The organism is Cellulomonas sp. NPDC057328, from assembly GCF_042667215.1.
Classification (GTDB): Bacteria; Actinomycetota; Actinomycetes; order Actinomycetales; family Cellulomonadaceae; genus Cellulomonas.
This window is the reverse complement of the sequence record NZ_JBHUZW010000089.1, coordinates 1-16254: the sequence shown is the minus strand read 5'-3', so window position 1 is coordinate 16254 and position 16254 is coordinate 1. Positions and strand designations below refer to the sequence as shown.

Genomic DNA, 16254 nt, shown 5'->3' with positions numbered 1-16254 from the left:
GCGGTGCACCTGCACCGCCGGCCCTCGTCACGTCGTGGTCCCGTCGCGTCACGGTCCGTCACCGGGCGAGCACCAGCGCCCGCCACCGGCGTCAGCCGTAGAACTCGCCGTCCGCCTTCACGCCCTTGATGTACTCCCAGTGCCACGGCTCGTACGGGCCGGAGCCACCGCGCTTGGCCCACGTGGGGTTCTCCCACCCGTAGACCGGCGCGTTCTCGTTCATCCACGCGAAGCGCGTGCTGTTGTCCTGCAGGCCGCACAGGTCGACCGCGAGGCCCCAGCCGTGGTTGCTCTTGCCGGGCGTGGCCGCGAGCCCGCCCTTGCGCGCCTTGACCGACTTCTGCTCCGCGAGCGTGCGGTAGCCGTCGGTGAGGCAGATGTCGGTGCCGAAGCGGGCGACGTACGCGACGTTGAGCTCGGCGAGCGCGACGGCGGCGTCGGCGCGCATCTGCGTGCGCCCGTCCCACAGCGTGCACAGGTCGGCGGTGGAGAGCTGCCCGTTGGCGCCGGAGGGGCGGGCCGCGCCGTCGCAGCCCGGCAGCACCGAGCGCTCGGCGGCACGGGAGACGTCGATCGCGGCGCGCAGCTGCGAGGAGCCGTCGGCCGAGACGAGGGCCGTGGGCGGCAGGTCCGACAGCGGCAGCGCGGTCAGCGCCGTGACGGTCGACGGGTAGTCCGGCTGCTCGACCGCGCCGAGCACGATCTCGCCCTCGGCGACGCCCTGCGTGACGGGCACGACGACCGTGACGCCCGCGAGGGCGGCCAGCACGCCGAGGCGGCCGACGACGGTGGTGGCCCGGCGCCGGGCCGGTGCGGCGGACCCGTGGGACGCGATCGGCAGGACCTCGACGGTGCCGCTGACGGCCGGCACCTCGACGCGGCGCGACCGGCTGCGGGGGGCGTTCTCCTCACGGAGGGAACGGCGTGTCCGAGGAGTCGGCTCCGCTGCGTGCGACCCCACGACACCTCCGCTCGGACCCTGCTGTTCACGCGCTCCTGGCGGAGCGGTCACGGAACCATAACGGCACCGTGGCACCGCGTCCAAGGCCCCGACCGGCACCCATGCCGTGCCAGAACCGGACAGACCGGGCGACACGCCGGTCGACACGCCGCCGGCGAGGTCGAAGGTCACACGACCGGCCGACCTACGGGATCTGCCCCCGCTGCATCGCGTCGCGCACCTCGCCGACCAGCTCCTCGAGGATGTCCTCGAGGAACACCACGCCCACGGCGCGCCCGTCGACGTCGACGCGCGCCAGGTGCGACCCCGACCGCTGCATCGCCGCGAGCGCCGTCTCCACCTCGTCGTCGGGCCCGACCACCGCGAGCGTGCGCACGCGCCAGCTCGGCACCGGCAGCGTGCGCGACACGTCGTCCGCGTACAGCACGTCCTTGATGTGCAGGTACCCGGTGGGCGCGCCGGCGGCGTCCGCGACGGCGAACCGGCTGAAGCCGGTGCGCGCCACGAGGTGCTCGATGTCGTCGGGCGTCGACCCCTCCTGCACGGTGACGAGCTCGCCGACCGGCACCATCACCTGCGCGGCGGTGCGGTCCGAGAACTCGATCGCGCCCGCGAGCAGCCCCTGCTCGTCGGCGAGCAGGCCCTGCGCCTGCGACTGCTCGACGATGTGCTGCACCTCCTCCGCGGTGTACGCGGAGGCGACCTCGTCCTGCGGCTCCACGCGGAACAGGCGCAGCACGTGGTTCGCCAGCCAGTTGAGCGCGAAGATGACCGGCCGCATCACGCGGGCGACCCAGACCAGGGCCGGCCCGAGGACGAGGACGGCACGGTCCGGGCCGGCGACCGCGAGGTTCTTCGGCACCATCTCGCCGAGCACCACGTGCAGGTACACGACGACGAGCAGCGCCACGACGAACGCGATGGGGTGGGTCAGCGAGTCCGGCACGCCGAGGGCGTGCAGCGGGTCCTCGATCAGGTGCGCGATCGCCGGCTCGGCGACCAGCCCGAGGCTCGTCGAGCAGACGGTGATGCCGAGCTGGGCCGCGGCGAGCATGAGCGAGACGTGCTCCATCGCCCACAGGACGGTGACCGCCCGCTTGTCGCCCGCCTCGGCGAGCGGCTCGATCGCCGAGCGGCGCGCCGACATGAGCGCGAACTCCGCGCCGACGAAGAACGCGTTGGCCGCCAGCAGGACGACGGCGATAAGGAGCGCGAGGGTGCTGTCCATCAGGCGCCCGCCTCCTCGGCCCCGGCGACCTCGACGCGCACGCGTTCGACGCGCCGCCCGTCCATCCGCTCGACGTGCAGCCGCACGGTGCCCTCCACGACCTCGTCGCCCTCCGCGGGGATCCGCCCGAGGCGCGCCATGAGCAGGCCGCCGAGCGTCTCGTAGGGGCCGTCGTCGGGGACGCGCAGACCCGTGGCCTCGTGCAGCTCGTCGGGACGCGTGACGCCCGGCAGGACCCACGCGCCGTCGGCGCGGCGCGCGGCGGTGCTGCGCGTGCGGTCGTGCTCGTCCGCGACCTCGCCGACGAGCTCCTCGACGACGTCCTCGAGCGTCACGACGCCCGACGTGCCGCCGTACTCGTCGACCACGACGGCCATCTGCAGGCCCTGCGCGCGCAGCTCGACGAGCAGCGGGCCGAGCCCGACCGTCTCCGGCACGCGCGGCGCCTCTACCATGAGCGCCGGCGCCGGCACCTCGGCACGGCGGTCGTGCGGCACGGCCATGGCCTTGCGCAGGTGCACGAGCCCGACGACGTCGTCGGTGGAGTCGCCGATGACCGGGAACCGCGAGTGGCCCGTCTGCCGTGCGAGCGCCATGACGTCGGCGGCCGTGTCGTCGCGGCGCACGACGACCATGCGCGTGCGGTCCGTCATGACGTCGACCGCCGTCAGCGTCGAGAAGTCGATGGAGTTGGTGAGCAGCGTCGCGGTGGACGCGTCGAGCGTCCCCTGCTCCGCCGAGCGGCGCACCAGCGAGGCGAGCTCGGCCGGCGAGCGCGCGCCCGAGAGCTCCTCGCGCGGCTCGACGCCCACCCGGCGCAGCAGCGCGTTCGCGGTGCCGTTCGTGACCGCGATGACGCCGCGCAGGCCCGTCGTGAAGCCGAGCTGCAGCGGCGCGACCTGGCGCGCCGTCGCGAGCGGGCTCGCGATCGCGAAGTTCTTCGGCACGAGCTCGCCGAACAGCATCGAGAAGCCGTTGACGAGCAGGACGGCGAGCGCGCCGGCGACGGCGCCCGCCACGGCGCGGTCGAGGCCCGTCGACCCGAGGGGCACGCCGAGCAGCCGGACCACCGCGGGCTGCGTCGTGTAGCCGAGCAGGACGGTCGTCAGCGTGATGCCGACCTGGGCGCCGGACAGCTGCGTCGACAGGCGGCGCAGGGACCGGACCACGGCGCGCCCGCGCGCGTCGTCCTGCCCCTCCTGCTGCTCGACCAGCCCGGGGTCGAGCGTGACGAGGGAGAACTCCGCCGCGACGAACACGGCGGTGCCGACGGTGAGCAGCACGCCCAGGCCGACGAGCAGCCAGTCGGTCAGCACGTGCGCCCCCGCAGGGGTGCGGGTCCGCGCGGGTCGGCGCCCGGGGGCGCCACGTCGCGCGGCGCGACGGGGGTCGCCGCGCACGCGTGCGCGCGGCAGGACGGGGGGTGGCCGGCACGGTCGCGCCCCGCCCCGGGCCCGGTGGGCCGGGCCGCCCGCGACGTCCGGGGGCGACCCGGGACGGTGCGGACGAGGTGGGGGGTGGTGCGACGCCGGCAGCGACTTGAGCTGCTCATGGTGGCGACCATCCTACGGACGCCGCGGCGTGCCGCCCCACGGGACCGGCACGGGTGCGTGTGCCACGCTGGCCCCATGGTGAACAGCGTGCAGCAGCCGAGCTCCACCACGGTCCTCGTGGTGGAGGACGAGCCGGCGATCGCGCAGGCCATCGTGCACCGCCTGTCGGCGGAGGGCTGGCGCGTGGAGTCCGTCGGCGACGGGTACGGCGGCGTCGCCGCGGCGGCGCGCCTGCAGCCCGACGTGGTGGTCCTCGACGTCATGCTCCCCGGCATCGACGGCCTCGAGGTGTGCCGGCAGATCCAGGCGGAGCGCCCGGTCCCGGTGCTCATGCTCACGGCCCGCGACGACGAGACGGACATGCTCGTCGGCCTGGGCGTCGGCGCCGACGACTACATGACGAAGCCGTTCTCGATGCGCGAGCTCGTCGCGCGCACCAAGGTCCTGCTCCGCCGCACCGAGCGCGCCGCGCGTGCCGCCGAGCTGGCCGCGGTGCAGCAGCCCGACCCGCCGCTCGTGGCCGGCGACGTGACGATCGACCGCGCGCAGCGCCGCGTGCTGCGCGGCGAGCGCGAGGTGCACCTGACGCCCACGGAGTTCGACCTGCTGCTCACGCTCGCGCAGACGCCCCGCACGGTGCTCACGCGCGAGAAGCTGCTCGCCGACGTGTGGGACTGGGTCGACGCCAGCGGCACCCGCACCGTCGACTCCCACGTCAAGGCGCTGCGCCGCAAGCTCGGCGCCGACCTCATCCGCACGGTGCACGGCGTCGGGTACGCGTTCGAGCCCGCGGAGGACCCGGCGGCCGAGGCGGCCGGCGAGCCGTCGGGCGCGTGAGCGGGCCGGCCGAGCCGGCCGCGCGCCACGCCCGCGCCGGCGCGCGCGGCTGGCAGCTGCCCGACGTGCGCCCGCTGGACCGGCTGCGCAGCATCAAGATCAAGCTGGGCGTGCTCGTCGCGGCCACCGTGACGCTCGCCGCCGTGATCATCTGGCTCGGCTACCTGCAGGCCCTCGGCCCCAGCCGCACCCTGCCGATCGCGATCGCCCTGTCCCTGGTGCTCACGCAGCTGCTCGCGCGCGGCATGACGTCGCCGCTGCGCGAGATGACGGCCGCGGCGCGCGCGATGGCCGCGGGCGACTACAGCCGGCGCGTGCGCTCCACCAGCCGCGACGAGGTGGGCCAGCTCGCCGACGCCTTCAACACGATGGCGGACGACCTGCAGCAGCTCGACACCTTCCGGCGCGAGCTCGTCGCCAACGTGTCGCACGAGCTGCGCACGCCGGTCACCGCGCTGCAGGCGCAGCTCGAGAACATGGTCGACGGCGTCAGCGAGCCGGACCCGGCGACGCTGCAGACGGCGCTCGCGCAGACCGAGCGGCTCTCGCGGCTGGTGTCGTCGCTGCTGGACCTGTCGCGCGTCGAGGCCGGCGCGGTGCCGCTGCGGCTCGAGGAGGTCGAGCTCTCCGCGCTGCTCGGGCAGGCCGCCGACGAGGCCAGCCTCGTGGGGGCGCAGAAGCAGCTGACGTTCGCGGTCGACGTCGAGCCGCCCGACCTGACCGTGCCGGCCGACCCGGAGCGCCTCCACCAGGTCGTCGCGAACCTCCTGCACAACGCCGCCCGGCACTCCCCGCCGGACGACGAGATCCGCATCGAGGCCCGCCGCGCGGGCGGCGACGTCCGCATCGACGTGGTCGACCACGGCCCCGGCATCGCGCGCGAGCAGCGGGCGCACGTCTTCGAGCGGTTCGTGCGCGGCAACACCCCCGCCCGCACCGGGCAGGGCTCGACGGGCGGCACCGGGCTGGGCCTGTCGATCGTGCGCTGGGCGGTCGAGCTGCACGGCGGGTACGTCGAGGTGGCCGACACCGCGACGGGCTGCACGATGCGCGTCACACTGCCCGCCGGCGCGCCCGGCAAGGGCTCGGCGCGGCGCTGACGCGCGGGCGGGCCGCCGTCGCCGGTCGTCCTGGGCGCGTGCGCGAAACAGGCCCGCGACCTGCGCTTGAGCCCCGGCGGGGGCGCGCTTTGGCCGCCGTTGACCGGGGCGCCGCGGGCGGGTGAAGAGGTCGCGGAGATCGCTGCGGGCACCCGCGCGCGACTCGGTCGCGGGCGCCCGGAGCACGTAGTGTTGTCGTCAACAGAACTGGCGACGGCGCGGTCCCGGTACCGCGCACCGGAAGTGGGCGATCCCAGCGTGACCCAGAAGGCGCAGTCCGACCCCACCCGTGCCGACTTCGGCGCGAACGAGTGGCTCGTGGACGAGCTGTACGAGCAGTACAAGAAGGACCGCAACGCGGTGGACCCCGCGTGGTGGGACTTCTTCGAGGGCTACCAGCCGGGGACGCCGTCGCCGGCGGGTGACGGCGGGCAGACCCCCGCCCCGTCCGGTGCGGCCACCCCGCCGGCGGCCGCGACGAACGGCACGGCGACGAGCACCCCCGCGACGACGGCCCCCGCGACGGGCCCGGCGACGAGCGCCCCGGCGGGCGGCCCCACGGGCACGCCCACCGCACCGGCGTCCTCGGCCCCCGCGGACGGCGCCCCCGCGACGCCCCGGCAGGCGACCGGCCCGGCGCCGGAGCCGAAGGCCGTCGCGGTCGAGTCCCCCGCCGGCCCGGCGGCACCGAAGGCGCCCACGGCCGCCTCGCCCGTCGCCACCGCACAGCCCGCCACGGCGCCCTACGCCGAGGTCGCGGCGGCGCGCCGCCCCGAGGACGGGGCGGAGCCGGTCGACGACGTGCAGAAGCTGCGCGGCCCCGCCGCCCGGGTCGTGACGAACATGGAGTCGTCCCTCGAGGTGCCCACGGCCACCTCGGTGCGCGCGGTCCCGGCCAAGCTGATGGTCGACAACCGCATCGTCATCAACAACCACCTGTCGCGCGGCCGCGGCGGCAAGGTGTCGTTCACGCACCTCATCGGCTTCGCGCTCGTCGAGGCGCTCGGCGAGATGCCCGCCATGAACGCCGCGTACACGCTCGTCGACGGCAAGCCCGGCGTCCTGCAGCCCGCGCACGTCAACCTCGGCCTCGCGATCGACCTCGCCAAGCCCGACGGCACCCGTCAGCTGCTCGTGCCCTCCATCAAGAAGGCCGAGACGCTCGACTTCGCGCAGTTCTGGTCGGCCTACGAGGACGTCGTGCGCCGCGCCCGCAACAACAAGCTGACCGTCGACGACTTCGCCGGCACGACGATCTCGCTGACCAACCCGGGCACGATCGGCACGGTGCACTCGGTGCCGCGCCTCATGCAGGGCCAGGGCACCATCGTCGGCGTCGGCGCCATGGACTACCCGGCGGAGTTCGCCGGCACGTCGGCCGAGCAGCTCAACCGCATGGGCGTCTCGAAGATCCTCACGATCACGTCGACGTACGACCACCGGATCATCCAGGGCGCCCAGTCGGGCGACTTCCTGCGGATCCTCGGGCGCAAGCTGCTCGGCGAGGACGGCTTCTACGACCGCGTCTTCGCGTCGCTGCGCGTCCCGTACGAGCCCGTGCGGTGGGTCCGCGACGCGGACCACGACCCGGACGCCGAGGCGATCAAGCCGGCGCGCATCGCCGAGCTCATCCACTCCTACCGCTCGCGCGGGCACCTCATGGCGGACACCGACCCGCTCGCCTACCGCCAGCGCAAGCACCCGGACCTCGACGTGCAGAACCACGGCCTGACGCTGTGGGACCTGGACCGCACGTTCCCGACCGGCGGCTTCACGGGGAAGACGCGCGCCACGCTGCGCGACGTGCTCGGCCTGCTGCGCGACTCGTACTGCCGCACGGTCGGCGTCGAGTACATGCACCTGCAGGACCCGCGCCAGCGCCGCTGGCTCCAGGAGCGCCTCGAGTCGGGCTACGCGCGCACGCCCCGCGAGGACCAGCTGCGCATCCTGCGCCGCCTCAACGCCGCCGAGGCGTTCGAGACGTTCCTGCAGACCAAGTACGTCGGCCAGAAGCGGTTCTCGCTCGAGGGCGGCGAGTCGCTCATCCCGCTGCTCGACGCGGTGCTGTCCAAGGCGGCGAACGGCGGCCTCGACGAGGTCGGCATCGGCATGGCGCACCGCGGGCGCCTCAACGTGCTCGCGAACATCGCCGGCAAGTCCTACGGCCAGATCTTCAGCGAGTTCGAGGGCAACCAGGACCCCAAGTCGGTGCAGGGCTCCGGCGACGTGAAGTACCACCTCGGCACCGAGGGCCGCTTCACCGCCGAGTCGGGCGCGACCACCGCCGTGTACCTCGCGGCGAACCCGTCGCACCTCGAGGCGGTCGACCCGGTGCTCGAGGGCGTCGTGCGCGCCAAGCAGGACCGCATCGACCTGGGCGGCGACGGGTTCTCCGTGCTGCCGATCCTCATCCACGGCGACGCGGCCTTCGCCGGCCAGGGCGTCGTGTTCGAGACGCTCAACCTCGCCCAGCTGCGCGGCTACCGCACCGGCGGCACGATCCACGTGATCGTCAACAACCAGGTCGGCTTCACGACCGGCCCGTCGTCGTCGCGGTCGTCGCAGTACGCCACCGACGTGGTCAAGGGCCTGCAGGTGCCGGTCTTCCACGTCAACGGGGACGACCCCGAGGCGTGCGTGCGCGTCGCCGAGCTGGCGTTCGAGTACCGCGAGCAGTTCGCGCGCGACGTCGTCATCGACATGGTCTGCTACCGCCGCCGCGGCCACAACGAGGGCGACGACCCGTCGATGACGCAGCCGCTCATGTACAACCTCATCGAGGCCAAGCGGTCGGTGCGCAAGCTGTACACCGAGACGCTCGTGGCGCGCGGCGACATCACGCTCGAGGAGGCCGAGCAGGTCCTGCGCGACTACCAGTCGCAGCTGGAGCGGGTCTTCACCGAGACGCGCGAGGACGGCTGGACGCCGCCGCAGACCGACGTCGAGACGGTCGCGGGCCTGGAGCGGCCGGAGTCGCAGCAGGAGGACGCCGGCGTCATGGTCGGCTGGAAGACGGCGGTGCCGTCGTCCGTCCTCGAGCGCATCGGCCAGGCGCACGTGCGCGCCCCCGAGGGCTTCACGATCCACCCGAAGCTCGCGCAGATGCTCGCCAAGCGGGAGCAGATGAGCCGCGACGGCGGGATCGACTGGGGCTTCGGCGAGATCCTCGCGTTCGGCTCCCTGCTCATCGAGGGCACGCCGGTGCGGCTCGCCGGGCAGGACTCGCGCCGCGGCACGTTCGTGCAGCGGCACGCGGTGCTGCACGACCGCGAGACCGGTGCCGAGTGGACGCCGCTGCTGTACCTGTCGGGCGACCAGGCGAAGTTCTGGGTGTACGACTCGTCGCTGTCGGAGTACGCCGCCCTCGGGTTCGAGTACGGCTACTCGGTCGAGCGCCCCGACGCGCTCGTGCTGTGGGAGGCGCAGTTCGGCGACTTCGTCAACGGCGCGCAGACGGTCATCGACGAGTTCCTGTCGTCGGCGGAGCAGAAGTGGGGCCAGCGCTCGTCGGTCGTCATGCTGCTCCCCCACGGCTACGAGGGGCAGGGGCCGGACCACTCGTCCGCGCGCATCGAGCGCTTCCTGCAGCTCGCGGCCGAGGACAACATGACGATCGCGCAGCCGTCGAACCCGGCGTCGTACTTCCACCTGCTGCGCCGCCAGGCGTACCAGCGTCCGCGCCGCCCGCTCGTGGTGTTCACGCCCAAGTCGATGCTGCGCCTCAAGGCCGCGACGTCGGCCGTCGAGGACTTCACGACGGGCACGTTCCGCACGGTCGTCGCCGACGAGCTCGCCGCCGCGAAGGCCGACCAGGTCACGCGCGTCCTGCTCTGCTCGGGCAAGGTCTACTGGGACCTGCTCGCGCACCGCGTGTCGTCCGGCGACCAGCAGACCGCGATCGTGCGGTTCGAGCAGCTCTACCCGCTCGAGCCCGACGCGATCCGCGAGGTGCTCGCGCCGTTCGACGGCGCCGAGCTCGTGTGGGTCCAGGACGAGCCGCAGAACCAGGGCCCGTGGACGTACATGTCCTCGCACCTGCCGCAGGTCGTCGAGCGCCCGCTGCGGGTCGTGTCCCGCCCGGAGTCGGCGTCGCCGGCGGCCGGCTCGGCCAAGAAGCACGCGGTCGAGCAGAAGGACCTCGTCGAGCGGGCCTTCCGCCGCTGACGCGGCGCGGGCGACCGCGCCACCACGCACCGACGCCCCGGCCCCCGCTCGCGCGGGGACCGGGGCGTCGTCGTACGGCGGGGTGACCCTCCCCGCCCGGTCACCCGAAGGTGAACGAGTACACCTGCACGCCGGGCGTCGCCTCGAGCTCGACCGTGCCGGTGCCGACGTCGGGCTGCGCGAGCAGCCGGTAGGAGCGCGGCGCGCCGGCGACCTCGTGCGTCACCCGGTCGACCACCGTGCCGTCCGCGTCCCGCACGACCGCGGTCACGGTGCCCTCGCCACCGACGACCGTGCGCACCTCCGACGCGGTCCACCGCAGGCGCAGGACGGCGTCGGCGCCGGCCGTGGCGGCCTGGTAGTCGGTGGTCCAGGTGCCGCCGAACGCCACGGTGTCGGCGTCCTGCTCCGCGGGGAGCGTGTACGCGTGCTCGCCCTCCACGTACTCCCCCGCCACGTTGGTGCGCTTGCCGACCGACAGGAACGTCTCCGGCGTCAGCTCCGCGCCCCGCGGCGTGCGGTCGGCGACCTGCGTGCGGGCCGGCAGCGCGACGCCCGGGTCGGCGTCCTCGAGCAGCTCGCGCAGCAGGTCCTCGGTGACGTCGTAGCCGCCCTCGCCCTGGTGGACGTGCCGCACGTCGCCCTCGGCGTCGATCAGGTACGACGCCGGCCAGTAGCGGTTCCGGTACGCCGTCCACGTCGCGTAGGAGTTGTCCTGCGCCACCGGGTACGTCATGCCGAGGCGGCGCGCGCCGTCGCGGACGTTGTCGGTCTCGCGCTCGAAGGCGTACTCGGGGGTGTGGATGCCGAGCACCACGAGGCCCGCGTCCTCGTACGTCTCGTGCCACGCCTGGACGTGCGGCACGGAGCGCTGGCAGTTGATGCAGGAGTAGGCCCAGAAGTCGAGCAGCACGACCTTGCCGCGCAGCTCCTCGAGCGAGAGGTCCCGACCGTCGGGCGTCTGCAGCCACGCGTCGATCCCGCGCAGCTCGGGCGCCGGGCCGCAGTCCTCGAGCACCGTGGCGCCCTGGTGGCACTCGGCGAGGCCCGCGTTCTCCTCGGTGACCAGGCCGCCGAGGTTCAGCTCCTGCTGCACGCGCTCGTCCTGCGCGATCCGGGACTGGATGCCCTCGGCCCAGCTCGGCAGCGCGCGCTGCAGGCCGTCGGTGACGTTGAGGGTGAGCGCCGCCGCGAGGGCGAGCATGACCGCGCCGCCGACGGCGCGCACGGCGCGCTGGTGCGTGCGGAGCACCGCGACGCGCTCGGTGACGCGGCGGCCCGCCAGCGCGAGGACCAGCAGGGGCAGCGCGGCGCCGACCGCGAACGTCAGCGTGAGCACGACGGTGGACGCGTCGACCTGCCCGGTCGCGCTGGCGACCGTCACGGCCGCGAGGACCGGGCCGGCGCACGGGACGTACACGGCGCCGAGCCCGAGGCCGAGCGCGAACGCGCCGCGGTCCTTGCCGGGCGCCCGCTTGGGGGCCAGGCGCGCGAACGGCTTCTCCAGCAGGTGCTCGAAGCGCGGCACCAGCAGCCCGAGGCCGAGGACGACGAGCACGAGGATGCCGGCCCAGCGCAGCGTGTCCCCCGGCAGGCCCAGCGCGTTGAGGACGACGGTGCCGGCGAGGGTCGCGAGCGAGAAGGACGTGACGAGCCCCGCGATGACGAGGTACGGGCGCGCGCCCGGCGGCCGCGCGTCCGCGGCGTCGTCACCGACGCGTCCCGTCCGCAGGAAGGTGGGCTGCTCGAGGACGCCGACACCAGCGGCCGCGCCGCGCGGCGCGGGTCCCACCGTCACGGGCAGCGCACCACCGCCCGCCTGCCGGCTGCCCTGCCCGCCGCCCGCCCTGCCCCGGCGCCCGTCGCCGGCCGCCGGTGTGCGCGCCCCCTGCGCCCCCGCGCTGAGCAGCACGACGGGCAGCACGGGGAGGATGCACGGCGAGATGCCTGTCACGAGCCCGCCGACCAGTCCGACGAGCGCCACCACCACGAGGTCCATGCCCGTGGTTCGGCGCACCGGCGGGGCCGGATGGGTCGGCGACCGGGTGACGCGGCGGCCCGGATCTCGTCGACATCCGGACCCATCCACCTCCCGCGGGGCTCCGAACCCTCGGTGACGGCGGGGCTGAGGCGGCCCCGCGACCCACGGAGGAGACGACCCATGAAGATCTCGACCCGCACCCGCATCTCGGCCGCCCTGCTGCTCACGACCGGCCTGGCCCTGACGGCGTGCAGCTCCTCGGACGACACCGCCGGCACCTCGTCCCCCGACACCATGACGGAGCAGACGCCCGACGACATGGCGTCGACGCCCGCGGAGGACATGGACGAGGACATGATGGACCCGGCCGCCATGGGCCTCGTCGGCCCGGGCTGTGCCGACTACGCCGCCGCCGTCCCGGACGGCGCCGGCTCGATCGAGGGCATGTCGGCCGACCCGGTCGCCGTCGCCGCGTCGAACAACCCGCTGCTCACGACGCTCGTCTCCGCGGTGTCGGGCCAGCTCAACCCGGAGGTGGACCTGGTCGACACGCTCAACGGCGGTGAGTTCACGGTGTTCGCACCCGTGGACGAGGCGTTCGCGGCGGTGGACCCGGCCACGATCGAGTCCCTCAAGACCGACTCCGCGACGCTCACCTCCGTGCTGACGTACCACGTCGTGCCGGGCCGTCTGTCGCCCGAGCAGGTCGTCGGTGAGCACGCGACGGTGCAGGGCGACATGGTGACCGTCTCCGGCGAGGGCGACGAGCTGATGGTCGACGACGTGAACGTCGTCTGCGGCGGCGTGCAGACCGCGAACGCGACCGTCTACCTGCTCGACGGCGTGCTGATGCCGGGCATGTGACGTCCCGCTGACCTGCCGCGTCCGCGGCGCGGCACCGGCCCACCGGCCGGACGACGCCCCACCTCGAGACCACGGGGTGGGGCGTCGTGCTGCCCGGCGGCGGGCCGCGGTGCCGTGCGGGCGCCGGTCGGGCGCCGGGCGGGGCGAGGTCAGGCGGGGACGAGCGTCGTCGCGGCACCGGCCGGGGCGTCCTCGTCGCGGCACGCGAACCGGCGGCGGTACGCCTGCGGGCTGGTGCCGAGCGTGCGGGCGAAGTGGTGCCGCAGCTGCGCGGCCGACCCGAGCCCGCACAGCCGCGCCACCTCGTCCACGGGCACGTCGGTGCGCTCGAGCAGCTCCTGCGCGCGCGCCACCCGCTGCCGCGCCACCCACGCGGCCGGCGTCGTGCCGGTCTCGGCGCGGAACCGCCGCGCGAACGTCCGCTCCGACATCAGCGCGCGGGCGGCGAGCGTGGGCACGGACAGCTCGGTGTCGAGGTGCGCCGTCATCCAGGCGAGCAGCGGCGCGAGCGTGTCCGCCTCCGGCAGCGGCATGTCGATGTACTGCGCCTGCCCGCCGTCGCGCTGCGGCGGGACGATCATGCGGCGGGCGACGGCCGTCGCGGCGGCCCCGCCGAGCTCGCGGCGCACGAGGTGCAGGCACGCGTCGATGCCGGCGGCGGTGCCGGCGCCCGTGATGACGCGCCCGTCCTCGACGAAGAGCACCGACGGGTCGACGGTCGCGGTCGGGAACCGTGCCGCGAGCTCCTCGGCGTGCATCCAGTGCGTGGTGCAGCGGCGCCCGTCGAGGAGCCCGGCCTCCCCCAGCGCGAACGCGCCGCTGCAGATGCTCAGCACCCACGCGCCGCGGTCGTGCGCGTCCCGCAGCGCGCGCAGCACGGCCTCGTCCACCCGTGCCGGCCCGCCGTACGCGGGGACGACGACGAGGTCGACGTCGCGCGTCGCCTCGAGCCCGTGCTCGACGAGCAGCGAGAAACCCGCCTTGGTGCGCACGGGCACGCCCGGCGTCGGCCCGCACACGCGGAAGTCGAACGACGGCCCGCCGGTGTCGGACCGGTCGATGCCGAAGACCTCGCACGCGGTGCCGAGCTCGAAGGGGGCGGCGTCGGGGAGCGCCAGGACGGCGACGGAGCGGAGCACGTGACCAGCGTCGCACGACGATGGCGGGATGTCGACGGTCACCGACAGATCCGCCACTCGTGGCAGCATCGTGGCTGGCGCAGGATCTCTGCCATGGACATCCTCTGGCTCGTGCTCTCGCTCCTCGCGCTCGCCGCCTGGCTCGTCTGGCTCTGGCGCGTCGTCGTCGCCGACGGGCTCGGCGACCGTCGGCCCCCCGCGTCCCACGAGACCTGGGACGCGTCCCTCGACCACCGGGCACCCGCGCCGACCGGGCTCCTCCGCTGAGCCGCCCGCCGCCGGACACGCGCGACCGCCCCGGCACGCACCCGGCCGGGCCCGGCTGCTGCGACACTGTCCCCGGAGCGTCGGCACCGGCCGGCGCGCACGAGGGCAGGAGGACGGGACGTGGGTGAGCTGCCGCTCCGGCTCGCGGTCATCGGTGACGAGCTGGTCGCCGGTGCCGGGGACCCACGCGGTCTCGGCTGGGTCGGCCGGGTCGCCGCACGCACCCCCACGCCGGACCCCCTCACCGTGCTGACGCTCGCCGTGCCGGGCGAGAACAGCACCGAGCTCGGCGTCCGCTGGGACCCCGAGGTCTCGCGCCGTCTGTCGCCCGAGGCCGACACCCGCCTCGTCGTGGGCATCGGCCGCGCCGACGTCACCGCCGGCCTCTCGCTCGCGCGCAGCCGCCTCAACCTCGCCAACGTCCTCGACGTCGCCGACCAGCGCCGGATGCCCGCGTTCGTCGTCGGCCCGCCGCCGGGCGCACCCGAGGACGGCGACAAGATCGCCGAGCTCTCCGCCGCGCTCGGCGACGTCGCCGCCCGCCGCCGGGTGCCGTACGTCGACATGTACTCGCCGCTCGCGGCCCACGACCAGTGGCTCGCCGACATGGCGACGTCGCGCGGCCACCTGCCCGGCCAGGCGGGCTACGGCCTCATGGCGTGGCTCGTGCTGCACACCGGCTGGCACGCGTGGCTCGGGCTGCCGGACGACGCCTGACGCCCGCCGCACCCTGCGCGCCCGCGGGCGCACCGACGCCGACGGCCCGGGACGCACCTGCGTCCCGGGCCGTCCGGCGTCGGTCCGTCGTCAGCCGACGAGGCCGGCGGACCGCAGCTCGAGGGTGAGGTCGTGCGGGTTGGACGCCGCCGCGAGGGCGTCCTCGTACGTCACGACGGCGTCGCGCACGAGCGTGAACAGGTGCTGGTCGAACGTCTGCATCTTGTAGAAGTCGCCCTCCTTGATCAGCTCGGTGAGCGGGGGGTTCTCCTGGGGCTCGACGATCGCCTCGGCCGTGCGGCCGGTGTTGACCATGACCTCGATCGCCGACACGCGGCCCGTGCCGTCGGCGCGGCGCAGCAGACGCTGCGAGACGATGCCGCGCAGCGCCTGGGCGAGCGCGATGCGGACCTGCTTCTGCTCGTGCGGCGGGAAGAAGTCGACGATGCGGTTGACGGTCTCGGCCGCGTCGATGGTGTGCAGGGTCGACAGGACGAGGTGGCCGGTCTCCGCCGCCGACAGCGCCGCGCGCACCGTCTCCACGTCGCGCATCTCGCCGACGAGGATGACGTCCGGGTCCTGCCGCATCGCGGCGCGCAGCGCGACCGTGAAGTTGTCGGTGTCCTGCCGCACCTCGCGCTGCGAGACGATCGCCTTCTTGTCGGCGTGCAGGATCTCGATCGGGTCCTCGATCGTGACGATGTTGACCTCGCGCAGCGTGTTGATGAGGTCGACCATCGACGCGAGCGTCGTCGTCTTGCCGGAGCCCGTGGGCCCGGTGACCAGCACGAGGCCGCGCGGCTCGAGCGCGAGCTCGCCGATGACCTCGGGCAGGCCCAGCTCGCCCATCGACTGCGCGCCGATCGCCACGCGCCGGAAGACGAGGCCGAACGTGCCGCGCGCCTGGTAGGCGTTGACGCGGAAGCGGCCGACGCCCGGCAGGGAGTACGCGAAGTCCGCCTCCTTGGTCTGGCGGAAGGTCTCCACGAGGTCGTCCGGGAGCACCTCGTCGAGCATCCGCTCGGTGTCGGCCGGGCGCAGGTCGGGGGCCTGCAGCCGGCGCAGGCGGCCGTCGACGCGCACGCGCGGCGCGGAGCCGACCTTGCAGTGCAGGTCGGAGCCGTTGGTGCTCGCCAGCGCGTGCAGGAACGGGATCACGGACTGGGTCTCTGCCACGACGGGTGCATCGGCCGGTCGGGGCGCGCACTTGAGCCGGGACCGACGTGGCGGGCGGCACGCGGCGGGCGCCCGGTGTGGGACGATGGGGCCGACCCATGGTGCGCGCACGCGTGCGCGCGCCCGCAAGACGCGAGGAGACACCGATGAGCAAGCGTGGCCGCAAGCGCCGTTCGCGCAAGGGCAACGGCGCGAACCACGGCAAGCGTCCCAACGCCTGAGCGTTCGACGCCGACGCACGAGGGCCCCGGAGCAGCTGCTCCGGGG

General features: G+C 74.6%; 13 protein-coding genes. 7 read left to right on the top strand and 6 right to left on the bottom strand.

Annotated features, from left to right (window positions below; all coding sequences use genetic code 11):
• Positions 1–91: 91 nt before the first annotated feature.
• From ACFUMH_RS14365 to ACFUMH_RS14355, 3 genes are all read right to left on the bottom strand, one after another.
• Positions 92–871: a M15 family metallopeptidase gene (locus ACFUMH_RS14365; RefSeq protein ID WP_378206778.1), complete on the bottom strand. Its 780-nt coding sequence runs from the start codon at positions 869–871 to the stop codon at positions 92–94.
• Positions 872–1145: 274 nt separating this feature from the next.
• Entirely contained in the window at positions 1146–2189 is a 1044-nt protein-coding gene (locus tag ACFUMH_RS14360) for a hemolysin family protein (protein WP_378206775.1), read from the bottom strand.
• Entirely contained in the window at positions 2189–3505 is a 1317-nt protein-coding gene (locus ACFUMH_RS14355; RefSeq protein WP_378206772.1) for a hemolysin family protein, read from the bottom strand. The genes ACFUMH_RS14360 and ACFUMH_RS14355 overlap by 1 nt, the downstream gene beginning before the upstream one ends.
• Positions 3506–3817: 312 nt before the next feature.
• Here ACFUMH_RS14355 and ACFUMH_RS14350 point away from each other — a divergent pair, with 312 nt between their 5' ends.
• From ACFUMH_RS14350 to ACFUMH_RS14340, 3 genes are all read left to right on the top strand, one after another.
• On the top strand, positions 3818–4579 hold the full coding sequence (locus tag ACFUMH_RS14350) for a response regulator transcription factor (protein ID WP_378206769.1): 762 nt from the start codon (positions 3818–3820) through the stop codon (positions 4577–4579).
• Positions 4576–5679 (top strand): ATP-binding protein, encoded by a 1104-nt coding sequence (locus ACFUMH_RS14345; RefSeq protein ID WP_378206766.1) that lies wholly within the window; start codon positions 4576–4578, stop codon positions 5677–5679. Before ACFUMH_RS14350 ends, ACFUMH_RS14345 begins: the two co-directional genes overlap by 4 nt.
• A 258-nt stretch (positions 5680–5937) precedes the next feature.
• Entirely contained in the window at positions 5938–9843 is a 3906-nt protein-coding gene (locus ACFUMH_RS14340; protein WP_378206763.1) for a multifunctional oxoglutarate decarboxylase/oxoglutarate dehydrogenase thiamine pyrophosphate-binding subunit/dihydrolipoyllysine-residue succinyltransferase subunit, read from the top strand.
• Between the two features lie 100 nt (positions 9844–9943).
• Here the strand turns inward: ACFUMH_RS14340 and ACFUMH_RS14335 are convergent, their stop codons facing one another.
• A complete protein-coding gene (locus tag ACFUMH_RS14335) occupies positions 9944–11842 on the bottom strand; it encodes a cytochrome c biogenesis protein DipZ (protein ID WP_378206760.1) in 1899 nt (632 codons plus the stop codon).
• A gap of 162 nt (positions 11843–12004) precedes the next feature.
• On the opposite strand from ACFUMH_RS14335, the gene ACFUMH_RS14330 reads away from it, so the two are divergent.
• Entirely contained in the window at positions 12005–12688 is a 684-nt protein-coding gene (locus ACFUMH_RS14330; protein ID WP_378206758.1) for a fasciclin domain-containing protein, read from the top strand.
• Positions 12689–12837: 149 nt separating this feature from the next.
• Here ACFUMH_RS14330 and ACFUMH_RS14325 read toward each other — a convergent pair whose 3' ends face one another.
• Positions 12838–13827 (bottom strand): GlxA family transcriptional regulator, encoded by a 990-nt coding sequence (locus ACFUMH_RS14325; protein WP_378206755.1) that lies wholly within the window; start codon positions 13825–13827, stop codon positions 12838–12840.
• Between the two features lie 93 nt (positions 13828–13920).
• Between ACFUMH_RS14325 and ACFUMH_RS14320 the strand changes: the two genes are divergently transcribed.
• A complete protein-coding gene (locus ACFUMH_RS14320; RefSeq protein WP_378206752.1) occupies positions 13921–14094 on the top strand; it encodes a hypothetical protein in 174 nt (57 codons plus the stop codon).
• A 120-nt stretch (positions 14095–14214) separates the two neighbouring features.
• A complete protein-coding gene (locus ACFUMH_RS14315) occupies positions 14215–14811 on the top strand; it encodes a GDSL-type esterase/lipase family protein (RefSeq protein WP_378206749.1) in 597 nt (198 codons plus the stop codon).
• A gap of 90 nt (positions 14812–14901) precedes the next feature.
• On the opposite strand, the gene ACFUMH_RS14310 is transcribed toward ACFUMH_RS14315, so the two are convergent.
• A complete protein-coding gene (locus tag ACFUMH_RS14310) occupies positions 14902–15987 on the bottom strand; it encodes a type IV pilus twitching motility protein PilT (RefSeq protein WP_378206746.1) in 1086 nt (361 codons plus the stop codon).
• A gap of 146 nt (positions 15988–16133) precedes the next feature.
• On the opposite strand from ACFUMH_RS14310, the gene ACFUMH_RS14305 reads away from it, so the two are divergent.
• A complete protein-coding gene (locus ACFUMH_RS14305) occupies positions 16134–16208 on the top strand; it encodes a 50S ribosomal protein bL37 (protein WP_375791718.1) in 75 nt (24 codons plus the stop codon).
• The last annotated feature ends 46 nt before the right edge of the window (positions 16209–16254 follow it).

Excerpts from the sequence above, each read along its gene's own strand:
- ACFUMH_RS14360 (WP_378206775.1), bottom strand. The coding sequence starts at position 2,189 with ATGGACAGCACCCTCGCGCTCCTTATCGCCGTCGTCCTGCTGGCGGCC.
- ACFUMH_RS14350 (WP_378206769.1), top strand. The coding sequence starts at position 3,818 with ATGGTGAACAGCGTGCAGCAGCCGAGCTCCACCACGGTCCTCGTGGTG.
- ACFUMH_RS14335 (WP_378206760.1), bottom strand. The coding sequence starts at position 11,842 with ATGGACCTCGTGGTGGTGGCGCTCGTCGGACTGGTCGGCGGGCTCGTG.
- ACFUMH_RS14330 (WP_378206758.1), top strand. The coding sequence starts at position 12,005 with ATGAAGATCTCGACCCGCACCCGCATCTCGGCCGCCCTGCTGCTCACG.
- ACFUMH_RS14320 (WP_378206752.1), top strand. The coding sequence starts at position 13,921 with ATGGACATCCTCTGGCTCGTGCTCTCGCTCCTCGCGCTCGCCGCCTGG.